Below are 13,879 nucleotides of genomic sequence, written 5' to 3' on the forward strand. Positions count from 1 at the left end.
TAAGTGAACGGCATTAGCCATTTTTGGCAGTCTTTTTAACAACAAATTTAGTTTTTTGAGACGAAGCTATTTCGTTTTAGTTCAAAGAAGAGGCGCGGAGCATACGAATGTATGTGAGCACCTCTGACACAGAAATTAAGCGAAAGAGCGAAGTATCAAAGATACTAAACGTCTAGATTTGCTACTTTAAGTGCGTTTTCTTCGATGAAGTTACGACGCGGTTCTACTTGGTCGCCCATCAATGTTGTAAACAACAGATCAGCACCAACAGCATCTTCAATCGTTACTTGCATCATACGACGAGTTTCAGGATCCATTGTCGTTTCCCAAAGTTGATCAGGGTTCATCTCACCTAGACCTTTGTATCGTTGTAGGCTTAGGCCACGACGAGACTCTTTCACTAACCAGTTCAGAGCTTCAACGAAACTAGACACTTCTTGAGTACGCTCGCCACGCTTAATGTAAGCACCTTCTTCAATCAGGCCATCAAGTGCTTCAGAAAGATCCGCTAGCTTGCCAAACTCTTTCGAGTTAATCAGATCAATGCTCAGCACGTGCTCATGAGTTACACCATGAGTACGAACCACAATCTTAGGAACGCTTAAACCTAGCTCTTCGTGCTTTTCAACTTCAAGGCTGTATTGGCTTGCACCCGCTTCTTTACCGTTTAGCTGCTCTACTAGCTGCTTACCCCAAGCTTCAACCACCGCATCATCATGACACTGCTCAGCGGTTAGGCGAGGAACGTAAATCAGTTCGTGAACCAATGCGCGTGGGTAGCGGCGGCTCATACGATCAACGAGCTTGATGCCTGCATTGTATTGCTGAACAAGCTTCTCTAAGCCTTCACCGGCAAACGCAGGTGCTTCAGGATTTACGTGCAGTTCTGCATTGTCTAAAGCCAAAGATACTTGATACTGGTTCATCGCATCTTCATCTTTGATGTACTGCTCTTGCTTACCCTTCTTCACTTTGTAAAGTGGCGGTTGAGCAATGTAGATGTAACCACGTTCAATCAGCTCAGGCATTTGACGGTAGAAGAACGTCAGTAGCAGTGTACGGATGTGAGAACCATCGACATCGGCATCGGTCATGATGATGATGTTGTGGTAACGCAGTTTATCTGGGTTGTATTCATCACGGCCAATACCACAACCAAGGGCTGTGATTAGCGTTGCGACTTCTTGAGAAGACAGCATTTTATCGAAACGCGCTTTCTCTACGTTAAGGATTTTACCTTTAAGCGGTAGGATTGCTTGGTTCTTACGGTTACGCCCCTGCTTAGCTGATCCGCCAGCAGAGTCTCCTTCCACAATATATAGTTCAGACTGTGCAGGATCTTTTTCCTGACAGTCAGCTAGTTTACCTGGAAGACCGGCTAAATCTAATGCGCCTTTACGACGTGTCATCTCACGAGCTTTACGCGCTGCATCACGAGCACGCGCTGCATCGATAATTTTAGAACAAACGATTTTCGCTTCACCTGGGTTCTCAATTAGGAACTCAGATAGCTTCTCACCCATCGTAGACTCAACGGCAGACTTCACTTCTGAAGAAACCAGCTTGTCTTTCGTTTGGCTTGAGAACTTAGGATCTGGCACTTTCACCGAAACAATCGCCGTCAAACCTTCACGAGCATCATCACCTGATGTTGAAGTCTTCGCTTTCTTCGAGAAGCCTTCTTTATCCATGAAGCTGTTCAGAGTACGCGTTAGTGCAGCACGGAAACCCGCTAAGTGAGCACCACCATCGCGTTGAGGGATGTTGTTGGTGAAACAGTAGATGTTCTCTTGGTAACCATCGTTCCACTGCATTGCAACTTCAACGGTAATGCCGTCATCACGCTCTGAATCAAAGTGGAAAATCTTTTGGATGATTGGTGTTTTATTGGTATTAAGGTGTTCAACAAACGCTTGGATACCGCCTTCGTATTCGAAGTGATCCATTTTGTCTTCTTCACGCTTATCAATTAGCTTAATTGATACACCTGAGTTCAAGAATGATAACTCACGTAGACGCTTAGCTAAAATGTCGTAATGGAACTCGATGTTAGTGAAGGTTTCTTCACTCGGCCAGAAACGAATCTCTGTACCGGTTTTATCCGTATCACCGATAACCGCTAGTGGCGCTTGAGGCTCACCGTGGCTGTAGGTTTGAGTGTGGATTTTGCCACCGCGGTGGATAGTAAGAGTAACTTGCTTAGAAAGTGCGTTAACTACTGAAACACCAACACCGTGCAGACCACCAGATACCTTGTACGAGTTATCATCGAACTTACCACCAGCGTGAAGAACCGTCATGATTACTTCTGCTGCTGATACTTTTTCTTCTGGGTGCAATTCTGTTGGAATACCACGGCCGTCATCGCTTACAGACACTGAGCTATCTTCATGGATAGTTACAATGATGTCATTACAGTGACCAGCTAGCGCTTCATCAATAGAGTTATCTACCACCTCAAAAACCATGTGGTGCAGACCGGTACCATCATCCGTGTCGCCAATGTACATTCCAGGACGCTTACGTACCGCATCCAGACCCTTCAGTACTTTAATACTCGATGAATCGTAATTATCTGACATAGTTACTCTCTGACTAATTATCCTTGCTCTATTTTGCCATGTTCCACATGAAACATCCTGCTATTTTCGTCATGCATATCTGCAATCTGATCAGCGGTAATAGAGCTTACAAAAACTTGAGCCTGGGTCGCCTTTAAACACTCAGCAAGACGTGCTCGGCGTTGGCTATCTAATTCGGAAGCAAAGTCATCTATCAAATAGATGCACTGCTTACCTGTCATTTGAGTGAGGTGTTGCCCTTGTGCTACTCGCAGCGCGCACACCATCAACTTCAATTGACCTCGTGACAAGACATCTTCCACTGGAGTGCCGTTCACTTTTATCTTCAGATCCGCTTTGTTTGGCCCACTAAAGGTGTAACCAAGCTGCTGATCCCTTTCAAAATTCTTTTCTAAAATATCGGCATATGGGGTGTCTTTGTCCCAACCACGATAATAGTTAATCTTTATCTCAAACTCAGGAAGGAAGGTCGCACAGATTTCTTCGGCGACTTCTTTAAGCTGTTCAACGTAAGTGGCACGCCACTGGCTGATACTTTCCGCTAAACGGGCCAATTCTTGGTCCCAATAGCTCAGTTCTCGATAGTGTGTTGCCGTTTTCAATAAGGCGTTTCGCTGCTTATTGAGGCGCTTTACCCTGCCCCATGCATCATAAAAGCCGGACTCACTGTGGAAGACTCCCCAATCAATAAATGCGCGGCGATGCTTAGGTCCATCGGTTAGTAAATCAAACCCTTCCGGGTGAATCAACTGCAAAGGTAAAACCTGAGCTAACTGAGCCAATTTTTGCCCAGTTTGACCGCTTATTTTAACCTCTGTTGTGCCATCGCGCTGCTTATTAATGCCAATTGGCAGCTCAAATTGATCCGAGGTCATAAAACGGCCATGTACAAACAGCTCACTGCACTCGTTTTGTATGATACGGCCGGTGAGTGAACTCTTAAATGAGCGACCATGTCCGAGCAGATATACCGCTTCAAGGACACTGGTTTTTCCGCTCCCGTTAGCCCCTATAAGAAAGTTAAAGCCTGATGACGGTTGAATGTCACAGGCTTCTATATTTCTAAACTGCTTAACGATTAAGCGCGATAAAGGCATAACGTCTTCATATTAATCTTCAATCACGACTCGATAGGTAAACGTTGTTGATCAGTAAACATCACAAACAACGCTTATAAGCGAATAGGCATAACAACGTACATCGCGCTGTCGTCTTGTGCGTTCTCGATAAGAGCACTCGCATTGGCGTCTGACATTGAGATGCGAACTTGCTCACAACGTAGTGTGTTCAGAACATCCAACACGTAGCTTACGTTGAAACCAATCTCTAGTGCATCACCATCAAAGGTTACGTCTAGCACTTCTTCCGCTTCTTCTTGCTCTGGGTTGTTCGCGGTAATACGCATCTCGCTATCTACAAGATTAACGCGAACACCACGGAATTTTTCATTCGACAGAATCGCAGCACGAGAAAATGCTGAACGTAATTCATCACAACCAGCTTCAAGTGTCTTGGTAGTATTTTGCGGCATTACGCGGCGATAATCAGGGAAACGACCATCAACCAGCTTAGAAGTGAAGACATAGTTGTTCACTTCAGCACGCACATTAGAGTTACCAATCTGCAGCGTTACCGGTTGCTCTGGTGCATCCAGTAGCTTCACTAACTCTTGCACACCTTTACGAGGAACAATGATCTGCTTCTGAGCAAAATCGGCACCCAATTGTGCTTGAGATACCGCCATACGGTGACCATCAGTTGCGACACTTCGTAGGATTGAACCTTCAATCTCAAACAACATGCCGTTGAGGTAATAACGAACATCTTGGTTCGCCATTGAGAATTGGGTTTTCTCGATAAGACCACGTAGCTCAGCTTGTGTCACTGACACTTCAACTTCACTGCTCCAGTCTTCAATGTTTGGAAAATCTGCCGCAGGTAATGTTGCTAATGAGAAGCGGCTACGACCAGAACGAACCTGAATACGGTCGCCATCCAATACCACAGTGATCACTGAGCTGTCTGGCAAGCCACGACAGATATCTAGGAATTTACGTGAAGGTACAGTAATGCTGCCCGCTTCGAAATCACCTTCAAGCGTTACACGGCTGATCAGTTCAACTTCTAGATCCGTTGCTGTCATCGACAACACGTCATCTTCTACTTTAATCAGTAGATTTCCTAGAATTGGAAGCGTTGGCCTGCCACCGAGTGCGCCAGATACTTGTTGTAATGGCTTTATCAGGTGACTACGTTCAATGGTAAATTTCATATCTTGCTCTTACGGTCTAAATGGCACTGCGTAATAGTACGTGGCCAAGATTCTGCTTATTAAGGTTAAGAATACTGTGTATTAAGAAGAAAGGGTACGAATCAAGTTCGAATAATCTTCTTTAATGTCGTGGCTCTCTTCACGCAACTGAGCAATCTTACGACAAGCATGCAGTACGGTCGTGTGGTCACGGCCACCGAATGCATCGCCAATCTCAGGCAAGCTGTGGTTAGTTAACTCTTTAGCCAGTGCCATCGCCAGTTGGCGTGGACGAGCAACAGAACGAGAACGGCGTTTAGATAATAGATCAGCAACTTTGATTTTGTAGTATTCAGCGACTGTCTTTTGAATGTTATCAATGGTGACGAGTTTTTCTTGCAGAGCAAGCAAGTCACGCAGTGCTTCACGCACGAAATCGATCGTGATCGGACGGCCAGTGAAGTTTGCATTCGCAATAACACGGTTCAATGCGCCTTCTAGCTCACGAACGTTAGAGCGTAAACGCTTAGCAATAAAGAATGCCACTTCATCCGCAAGGTGAATTTGGTGGTCTTCGGCTTTCTTCATTAAGATCGCAACACGAGTCTCAAGCTCTGGTGGCTCAATCGCTACCGTCAAACCCCAGCCGAAGCGAGATTTAAGACGATCCTCTACCCCGTTGATCTCTTTTGGATAACGGTCAGAGGTTAGGATGATCTGTTGGTTGCCTTCAAGCAGCGCATTAAAGGTATGGAAGAACTCTTCTTGAGAGCGCTCTTTATTCGCGAAAAATTGGATATCATCGATAAGCAAAGCATCAACACTACGGTAGTAGCGCTTAAATTCTTCAATCGCGTTATTTTGTAGCGCCTTCACCATATCCTGAACAAAGCGCTCAGAATGCATGTAAACCACTTTCGCATTCGGTTTGTTGTCAACAATGGCATTACCCACCGCATGCAACAAGTGCGTCTTACCTAAACCAGTGCCACCGTATAAAAACAACGGGTTATAAGCTGTTCCTGGATTATCAGAAACCTGACGTGCCGCCGCCAAACCCAATTGGTTTGATTTACCCTCAACAAAGTTATTGAACTTATGTTTTGGGTTTACGTTTGAACGGTGGTTAAGATCAACCGCTACAGGCTCTTCATCACGCCAGATATTGTGAACAGGCTTACGAGCTTGTAACTGCGCAGGTGCTGACGATTCAGCAGCCACATCAGCGGCTGTACGGGTACGAGCTGGGGCGATAGTCTCAGATTTTGGAGCAGTAACTCGTTTGTTCCCAATTTCAAAATGAAGATGCGGGATATCATTACCACAATATTCTTGTAGCAAACGGTTAATGCTATTTAGATACTTATCACGAACCCAATCGAGTACGAAACGGTTCGGTGCAAATAGAGTTAGAGTATTGTCATTGAGTTCCGCTTGTAACGGACGAACCCACATACTGAATTCTGTAGCTGGTAACTCTTCTTGAAGCTGTTGCAAACACTGCAACCAAAGCGAAGATGACACGGTGCCCTCACTCTATTTAAAGTAATATGAAATGACCGCTAATTTTACCTGTTGATAAGTCAGATCACCAGCAATTGATCACAGATCCAGTGAATAAGATCCAAGTTATTCACAATAAATTTGTAATTTATCGGTGGATCCACACATCTTGCCCCTAATTTACTCACACAATGATCCACTTATGCCCGGATCCTTGCTAGTTATCCCCAAATCGGGAATTCAATCTGGTTATGGTTAATAACATCTGGTTATTTATTCTAGTGAGCATTTTCCCAGTAACATCCAAACCCATAAATATAAGGAGTTACCAAATGAATAACTGGATTAAGGCTGCAATTGCGGCTATCGCACTCTCTGCTGCTACTGTTCAAGCTGCGACTGAAGTTAAAGTCGGCATGTCTGGTCGCTATTTCCCGTTTACATTCGTTAAACAAGACCAGCTACAAGGTTTTGAAGTGGATTTATGGGATGAGATCGGTAAGCGTAACGATTACAAGGTTGAATACGTAACGGCAAACTTCTCTGGTCTGTTTGGTCTTCTTGAAACGGGTCGCATCGATACCATTTCAAACCAAATTACAATGACGGATGCACGTAAAGCGAAATACCTATTCGCAGACCCATACGTAGTAGACGGCGCACAAATTACCGTTCGTAAAGGTAATGACAGCATTAAAGGTATCGAAGACCTTAATGGCAAGACAGTTGCGGTAAACCTAGGTTCAAACTTTGAACAACTGCTTCGCAGCTACGACAAAGATGGCAAGATCAATGTAAAAACCTACGATACAGGTATTGAACATGATGTGGCACTGGGCCGTGCCGATGCATTCGTAATGGATCGCCTATCAGCACTAGAGCTTATCAAGAAGACTGGTCTACCATTACAACTGGCGGGTCAGCCATTCGAAACCATTGAAAACGCTTGGCCTTTCGTCGACAACGATAACGGCAAAAAACTGCAAGCAGAAGTAAATGAAGCATTAGCAGCAATGCGCGCAGATGGTACGCTAGAAAGTATCTCTCAGAAATGGTTTGGTGCGGACATTACTCAGAAGTAATTACTCACTTTCTCCATTCAAGGCCCACTGCTTTATACAGCGGTGGGCTTTTTGCTTTTGTGCACTGATTAAAAAACCTGATAGAACAGTACTTACATATAGAACAACACTGCCAATAAAAATACGAGATAGATTATGGGATTTGACTTTAATTACATGCTAGAGCTGTTGCCGATACTACTGAAGTATTTAGGCACCACGATGGAGATGGCGACTTGGGGCTTGTTCTTTGCTCTAATTCTGTCTCTGATACTGGCGAATATTCGTGTATTCAAAATCCCAGTACTCGACCAACTGAGCCAGCTGTACATTAGCTTCTTCCGAGGCACCCCACTGTTGGTGCAGCTGTTCCTCCTTTATTACGGCTTACCACAAGTCTTCCCGTGGATGGTTGGGTTGGATGCCTTCAGCGCCGCTGTGATTGGCTTAACCCTGCACTTTGCCGCGTATATGGCAGAAAGTATTCGTGCCGCGATTATCGGTATTGATCGCAGCCAGATGGAAGCCAGCCTTTCGGTCGGTATGACAACCAGCCAAGCGATGCGCCGAGTGATCTTGCCGCAAGCAACTCGCGTGGCACTGCCGTCATTGATGAACTACTTCATCGACATGATCAAATCGACTTCACTTGCTTTCACCTTAGGTGTCGCCGAAATCATGGCTAAAGCTCAGATGGAGGCTTCTTCAAGTTTCCGCTTCTTCGAGGCTTTCTTAGCGGTAGCGCTGATTTACTGGGGCGTGGTGGTTATCCTCACTCGTATTCAAATTTGGGCCGAAGTGAAACTGAATAAGGCGTATGTACGATGATCAAATTACAAAATATCCACAAGCAGTTTGGTGACACCGAAGTTTTGAAAGGGATCGACCTAGAAATCAAACAAGGTGAGATAATTGTCATCATAGGTTCAAGTGGTACGGGTAAGTCTACCCTACTGCGTTGTGTGAATTTTCTAGAGCAAGCCGATCAAGGCACAATTTCGATTGATGATATCAAGGTTGATACTCAGAAACACACTAAGGCAGAGGTGCTTGCACTGCGTCGTAAGACCGGTTTTGTGTTCCAAAACTATGCACTGTTCGCTCACCAAACCGCGAGACAGAATATTGCTGAAGGTTTAATTACCGTTCGTGGTTGGAAAAAGCAGCAAGCCCATGAAAAAGCACAACAAATACTTGATGATATTGGCTTAGGTGACAAAGGTGATAGCTACCCAGCCGCGCTCTCTGGTGGCCAGCAACAACGGGTGGGTATTGGCCGTGCAATGGCACTACAACCCGAGCTTTTACTGTTTGATGAGCCGACTTCAGCGCTCGATCCTGAGTGGGTTGGCGAAGTGCTTAACCTAATGAAAAAACTGGCAAATCAGCATCAAACCATGCTGGTGGTTACCCATGAAATGCAGTTCGCTAGAGAGGTCGCAGACCGAGTGATCTTCATGGCTGACGGTCATATTGTCGAGCAGGGATCTCCACAGGATATTTTTGGTAATCCACAGGATCCTAAATTAAAAAAATTCTTAAATAAGGTTGGGATCGACTAAGGATCCTTGTGATTTTAGTTATTCTACGTATAATCCCCCGACCGGAATTTTAGTTAACCCAATCATTGACACTTTTTGTGACAGTGATTACAATTCCGCCTCTTTGTTGAGAGGCGTCGGTTTTCCTTTCTTATATAAAGAAGAGAAAAAATGCCCACGCCGGGTTTAACAAAAACCTAAAACTACTGATCAGTAAGGTAATTACAATGAAACGCACTTTTCAACCTACAGTTCTAAAGCGTAAGCGTACTCACGGTTTCCGTGCTCGCATGGCTACTAAGAACGGTCGCGCAACAATCAATGCACGTCGTGCAAAAGGCCGTAAGCGTCTTTCTAAGTAATCTTTGATTATTTTGAATAAGCTAGCCTTCGGTCGGGAGTTACGCTTGTTAACTCCCGAACATTATCAAAATGTCTTCAAGCAAGCTCATCGAGCTGGCTCCCCTCATTTCACCATCATTGCCCGAAATAACTCTCTTTCAAATCCTCGTCTTGGATTAGCCGTTCCGAAAAAGCAGATTAAAACCGCCGTGGGTCGTAACCGATTCAAGCGTCTTACTCGTGAAAGCTTTCGTAACACTCAACACAAACTTCCTAACAAAGATTTTGTTGTAATCGCTAAGAAGAGCGCGCAAGATTTAAGCAATGAAGAAATGTTCAAGCTACTCGACAAATTATGGCTTCGCCTGTCTCGCCCTTCGCGTGGATAGCGCTAATACCCATCTATTTTTATAGATGGTTTATTAGTCCACTCATCGGCCCACGCTGCCGATTTACTCCAACCTGCTCTTTATATGCGATAGAAGCGTTGAAAGCTCACGGTTTTGTAAAAGGGTGTTGGTTATCAGGCAAACGTCTATTAAAATGCCATCCTTTGAACGAAGGGGGCTTTGACCCCGTTCCACCAGTCCAAAAACAAGACAGAGATAAATAACGATGGATTCTCAACGTAATATCCTGTTAATCGCATTGGCTTTGGTTTCTTTCCTACTGTTCCAACAATGGAACGTAGCTCAGAATCCAGCACCACAAGCGGTTGAGCAGGCACAATCTGGCAGCACCCTACCAGCGCCATCTTATGCAGATGATCTAGACCCGGCTCCTGGTCAAGTTGCTTCTTCTGCTAAAACTATCACAGTAACAACTGATGTACTGACTCTGTCAATTGATACGGTTGGTGGTGATGTCGTTAAAGCAAACCTAAACGATTACTCTGCTGAGTTCGATTCTGAAGATACGTTTGTTCTTCTTAAAAACGAACCAGGTCACCAATTTATCGCACAAAGCGGTCTAGTGGGTCCTCAAGGTATCGATTTAAGCAGCACAAACCGCCCAAGCTACACAGTTTCAGCAGACAGCTTCACGCTTGCTGATGGTCAGGATGAACTACGCATCCCGATGACTTACCAAGCGAACGGCCTTGATTACACGAAAACATTCATCCTTAAGCGTGGCAGCTACGCAATGGATGTTGAATACGATGTAGTCAACAACTCTGGTAACAACGCGACATTCGGCATGTACGCTCACCTACGTCAGAACGTAATGGATGACGGCGGTAGCCTAACAATGCCAACTTACCGTGGTGGTGCTTACTCTACGGAAGATACGCGTTACAAAAAATACAGCTTCGACGACATGCAAGATCGCAACCTGTCTCTTAACCTAGCAAACGGTCAAGGGTGGGCAGCGATGATTCAGCACTACTTTGCAAGTGCTTGGATTCCACGCGACGAAGCAGGCAGCAACCTTTACACTCGTGTAATAGGTAACCTTGGCGATATCGGTGTTCGTATGCCGAACAAGACCATTGCTACTGGCGACGAAGCAAGCTTCAAAGCAACGCTTTGGGTTGGTCCTAAACTTCAAGATCAAATGGCTGCTGTTGCACCGAACCTAGACCTAGTAGTTGACTACGGTTGGTTATGGTTCATTGCTAAACCACTTCATACTCTGCTTTCGTTCATTCAAGGCATCGTTGTGAACTGGGGTCTGGCAATCATCTGTCTAACTTTCATCGTTCGTGGTGCTATGTACCCACTAACGAAAGCTCAGTACACGTCTATGGCGAAAATGCGTATGCTTCAGCCTAAGCTGACTGCAATGCGTGAGCGTATTGGCGACGACCGTCAACGCATGAGTCAAGAAATGATGGAGCTTTACAAGAAAGAGAAAGTAAACCCACTAGGTGGCTGTTTACCTATTCTTCTTCAAATGCCTATCTTCATTTCGCTATACTGGGCACTAATGGAGTCTGTTGAACTGCGTCACTCACCGTTCTTCGGTTGGATTACTGACCTTTCAGCACAAGACCCATACTACATCTTGCCACTTCTGATGGGTGCTTCAATGTTCCTAATCCAGAAGATGAGCCCGACAACTGTAACGGATCCAATGCAGCAGAAGATCATGACCTTTATGCCGGTTATGTTCACATTCTTCTTCCTGTTCTTCCCTTCAGGTCTGGTTCTTTACTGGCTAGTATCGAACATCGTAACTCTAATTCAGCAAACGCTTATCTACCGCGCACTGGAAAAGAAAGGCTTACATTCTAAGTAAGTTCGATAATAGAAAGAGATAAAGAAAGGCGACCAAAAGGTCGCCTTTTTGTTTTTAGCTGATTACAATTCAGCTAATTGATTAATCGTGAATGCCCTCTTTGGCTTTCACATGCTAGCAGGCACACCTATGACTACAGATACGATTGTTGCTCAAGCGACCGCGCCAGGCCGTGGTGGCGTCGGTATTATCCGCGTTTCCGGCCCATTGGCGACTCAGGTTGCCCTAGAAGTAACAGGAAAAACACTTAAGCCTCGCTACGCTGAGTACCTCCCGTTTAAATCTCACGATGGCATCGAACTCGACCAAGGTATCGCGCTTTTCTTCCCTAACCCACATTCGTTTACTGGCGAAGACGTGTTAGAGCTGCAAGGCCACGGCGGTCCGGTGGTGATGGATATGCTAATCAAACGAATCCTCGCGATCTCAGGCGTGCGTGCTGCGCGTCCAGGTGAGTTTTCAGAGCGTGCCTTCTTAAACGACAAGATGGATTTAACTCAAGCCGAAGCGATTGCTGACCTGATTGACGCAAGCTCAGAAGAAGCGGCGAAATCTGCACTACAATCCCTGCAAGGTGAATTCTCAAAGCGTATTAATACACTGGTAGATTCCCTGATTTACCTAAGAATCTACGTTGAAGCGGCTATCGACTTCCCTGAAGAAGAAATTGATTTCCTTGCTGACGGTAAAGTAAGTGCTGACTTACAGGCTATCATCGACAATCTCGAAGCTGTGCGCCAAGAAGCCAATCAAGGTGCCATCATGCGTGAAGGTATGAAAGTCGTGATTGCAGGTCGCCCAAATGCGGGTAAATCGAGCCTATTAAATGCATTGTCAGGCAAAGAATCTGCCATTGTGACTGATATTGCCGGCACTACGCGTGATGTACTGCGTGAACATATCCATATTGATGGCATGCCACTGCATATTATTGATACCGCAGGCCTACGTGAGGCCTCTGATGAAGTAGAAAAGATAGGTATTGAACGTGCTTGGGAAGAAATAGCTCAGGCAGACCGAGTTTTATTTATGGTTGATGGCACAACAACAGACGCAACCGACCCGAAAGATATCTGGCCAGATTTCGTTGATCGTCTACCAGACAACATCGGAATGACGGTAATTCGTAATAAAGCGGATCAAACCAGTGAAGAGTTAGGCATTTGTCATGTTAACGATCCAACCCTGATTCGCTTATCAGCCAAAACAGGCCAAGGTGTCGACGCTCTGCGTAGTCATCTAAAGGATTGTATGGGCTTTGCTGGTGGTCATGAAGGTGGCTTTATGGCACGTCGTCGTCACTTAGATGCCCTAGAACGAGCATCAGAACACCTAGATATCGGCCAACAGCAGCTTGAAGGCTACATGGCGGGTGAGATTTTAGCGGAAGAGCTTCGAATTACTCAGCAGCACCTCAATGAGATCATGGGTGAGTTCAGTTCAGACGATCTTTTAGGTCGCATCTTCTCTTCATTCTGTATTGGTAAATAACCTTAAAAGGCCAGTTCATGCTGGCCTTCTTCTTTAGTAAGGACAGCTTAATGATCCACATTATTACAGGTAGCACCTTAGGTGGTGCAGAGTACGTTGGCGATCACCTTAATGATCTTCTTGAAGAGCAAGGTCATGAAATAACCCTTCATAATCAGCCTGAATACGATGATATCCCCCAACAAGGCTTTTGGTTGTTGGTCACTTCAACTCATGGTGCCGGTGAATTTCCAGATAATATTAAGCCGTTTATCGACGCATTGACCCAGCAATCTCCAGATTTAAGCCAGGTTCGCTTTGCTGTAGTGGCGCTTGGAGATTCGAGCTACGATACCTTCTGTTTGGCAGGTAAATCAGTCCACAGCCAACTAAAAGAGCTCGGTGCTCAAGCGATTTCTGCTTGTTTTACCATCGATGTTCTTGAAACACCGGTCCCAGAAGATGCTGCAGGGGAATGGTTTAACGATCATAGTGACCAGTTTTAACACCCCAATCTTCTAAAAAGCGGCTTATGCCGCTTTTTTTGTCTCTGAAAATCGTGATTGTGAATAACTTTTTTGAAAATAAATCGAAATACATGTCCTTTTTTCAATTTTCTCTGTGGATAAGATCATACATATACGGTGATCAACCTATAGTTATCCAAATAACAACTTTCTAGGTAATTCCCCCTTGTGTATAAGTAGCCATTTTGATCCCAGCTAATCCTCATTATGATCAAAGTTAGATCACACCCTTTGATCCAAAAAAGATCCATGATCTTGTTGATCATTTTCTACTTATCCACAGACACCCTCGATCCTAATAATAGATCTAATAAAAGATCTCTCTAAAGATCTTATCTATATTAATTAAAAACAGCTTTTTCGA

13 protein-coding genes are annotated in these 13,879 nt (G+C 44.9%); 9 read left to right on the plus strand and 4 right to left on the minus strand.

The genetic code is table 11. From position 1 onward, the window contains the following. Positions 1 to 164 precede the first annotated feature (164 nt). From gyrB to dnaA, 4 genes are all read right to left on the minus strand, one after another. Positions 165 to 2,582: a DNA topoisomerase (ATP-hydrolyzing) subunit B gene (gene gyrB, locus AB4589_RS05680; protein WP_009848139.1), complete on the minus strand. Its 2,418-nt coding sequence runs from the start codon at positions 2,580 to 2,582 to the stop codon at positions 165 to 167. A 17-nt stretch (positions 2,583 to 2,599) separates the two neighbouring features. Continuing rightward, the gene (gene recF / locus AB4589_RS05685) at positions 2,600 to 3,679 is read right to left on the minus strand and encodes a DNA replication/repair protein RecF (protein ID WP_371709753.1); all 1,080 of its coding nucleotides are present in this window, start codon (positions 3,677 to 3,679) and stop codon (positions 2,600 to 2,602) included. 74 nt (positions 3,680 to 3,753) lie between these two features. Continuing rightward, positions 3,754 to 4,854, minus strand: a complete 1,101-nt coding sequence (gene dnaN, locus AB4589_RS05690; RefSeq protein ID WP_371709752.1) for a DNA polymerase III subunit beta — start codon at positions 4,852 to 4,854, stop codon at positions 3,754 to 3,756. Positions 4,855 to 4,935: 81 nt separating this feature from the next. Further along, on the minus strand, positions 4,936 to 6,357 hold the full coding sequence (dnaA, locus tag AB4589_RS05695; protein ID WP_372099715.1) for a chromosomal replication initiator protein DnaA: 1,422 nt from the start codon (positions 6,355 to 6,357) through the stop codon (positions 4,936 to 4,938). Between the two features lie 311 nt (positions 6,358 to 6,668). Here dnaA and AB4589_RS05700 point away from each other — a divergent pair, with 311 nt between their 5' ends. The 9 genes from AB4589_RS05700 (at position 6,669) to mioC (ending at position 13,494) form a co-directional block, all read left to right on the plus strand. Then, entirely contained in the window at positions 6,669 to 7,418 is a 750-nt protein-coding gene (locus AB4589_RS05700; protein WP_050649810.1) for an amino acid ABC transporter substrate-binding protein, read from the plus strand. A 135-nt stretch (positions 7,419 to 7,553) separates the two neighbouring features. After that, positions 7,554 to 8,225, plus strand: a complete 672-nt coding sequence (locus AB4589_RS05705) for an amino acid ABC transporter permease (protein WP_009848134.1) — start codon at positions 7,554 to 7,556, stop codon at positions 8,223 to 8,225. Next, a complete protein-coding gene (locus AB4589_RS05710) occupies positions 8,222 to 8,959 on the plus strand; it encodes an amino acid ABC transporter ATP-binding protein (protein ID WP_048610829.1) in 738 nt (245 codons plus the stop codon). Before AB4589_RS05705 ends, AB4589_RS05710 begins: the two co-directional genes overlap by 4 nt. A gap of 206 nt (positions 8,960 to 9,165) precedes the next feature. Beyond that, the gene (rpmH, locus tag AB4589_RS05715) at positions 9,166 to 9,300 is read left to right on the plus strand and encodes a 50S ribosomal protein L34 (protein ID WP_004735800.1); all 135 of its coding nucleotides are present in this window, start codon (positions 9,166 to 9,168) and stop codon (positions 9,298 to 9,300) included. Between the two features lie 45 nt (positions 9,301 to 9,345). Then, on the plus strand, positions 9,346 to 9,669 hold the full coding sequence (rnpA, locus tag AB4589_RS05720) for a ribonuclease P protein component (RefSeq protein ID WP_017055478.1): 324 nt from the start codon (positions 9,346 to 9,348) through the stop codon (positions 9,667 to 9,669). Then, on the plus strand, positions 9,636 to 9,893 hold the full coding sequence (gene yidD / locus AB4589_RS05725; protein ID WP_004735802.1) for a membrane protein insertion efficiency factor YidD: 258 nt from the start codon (positions 9,636 to 9,638) through the stop codon (positions 9,891 to 9,893). The genes rnpA and yidD overlap by 34 nt, the downstream gene beginning before the upstream one ends. A gap of 2 nt (positions 9,894 to 9,895) precedes the next feature. Continuing rightward, positions 9,896 to 11,518 carry a membrane protein insertase YidC gene (yidC, locus tag AB4589_RS05730; RefSeq protein ID WP_048610831.1) on the plus strand — a complete coding sequence of 541 codons (1,623 nt, stop codon included), beginning with the start codon at positions 9,896 to 9,898 and terminating at the stop codon, positions 11,516 to 11,518. 129 nt (positions 11,519 to 11,647) lie between these two features. After that, positions 11,648 to 13,009, plus strand: coding sequence for a tRNA uridine-5-carboxymethylaminomethyl(34) synthesis GTPase MnmE (mnmE, locus tag AB4589_RS05735; protein ID WP_372099718.1), 1,362 nt, complete (start codon positions 11,648 to 11,650; stop codon positions 13,007 to 13,009). 50 nt (positions 13,010 to 13,059) lie between these two features. Beyond that, entirely contained in the window at positions 13,060 to 13,494 is a 435-nt protein-coding gene (gene mioC, locus AB4589_RS05740; protein ID WP_371709750.1) for an FMN-binding protein MioC, read from the plus strand. The last annotated feature ends 385 nt before the right edge of the window (positions 13,495 to 13,879 follow it).

It is taken from the genome of Vibrio sp. 10N.222.49.A3 (genome assembly GCF_041475145.1).
In the GTDB taxonomy this organism is placed as follows: domain Bacteria; phylum Pseudomonadota; class Gammaproteobacteria; order Enterobacterales; family Vibrionaceae; genus Vibrio; species Vibrio tasmaniensis_A.

Coding starts and splice junctions, on each gene's coding strand:
- recF (WP_371709753.1), bottom strand. CDS start 3,679: ATGCCTTTATCGCGCTTAATCGTTAAGCAGTTTAGAAATATAGAAGCC.
- rpmH (WP_004735800.1), top strand. CDS start 9,166: ATGAAACGCACTTTTCAACCTACAGTTCTAAAGCGTAAGCGTACTCAC.
- yidC (WP_048610831.1), top strand. CDS start 9,896: ATGGATTCTCAACGTAATATCCTGTTAATCGCATTGGCTTTGGTTTCT.
- gyrB (WP_009848139.1), bottom strand. CDS start 2,582: ATGTCAGATAATTACGATTCATCGAGTATTAAAGTACTGAAGGGTCTG.
- yidD (WP_004735802.1), top strand. CDS start 9,636: ATGGCTTCGCCTGTCTCGCCCTTCGCGTGGATAGCGCTAATACCCATC.
- AB4589_RS05705 (WP_009848134.1), top strand. CDS start 7,554: ATGGGATTTGACTTTAATTACATGCTAGAGCTGTTGCCGATACTACTG.
- mnmE (WP_372099718.1), top strand. CDS start 11,648: ATGACTACAGATACGATTGTTGCTCAAGCGACCGCGCCAGGCCGTGGT.
- mioC (WP_371709750.1), top strand. CDS start 13,060: ATGATCCACATTATTACAGGTAGCACCTTAGGTGGTGCAGAGTACGTT.
- dnaN (WP_371709752.1), bottom strand. CDS start 4,854: ATGAAATTTACCATTGAACGTAGTCACCTGATAAAGCCATTACAACAA.
- AB4589_RS05700 (WP_050649810.1), top strand. CDS start 6,669: ATGAATAACTGGATTAAGGCTGCAATTGCGGCTATCGCACTCTCTGCT.
- AB4589_RS05710 (WP_048610829.1), top strand. CDS start 8,222: ATGATCAAATTACAAAATATCCACAAGCAGTTTGGTGACACCGAAGTT.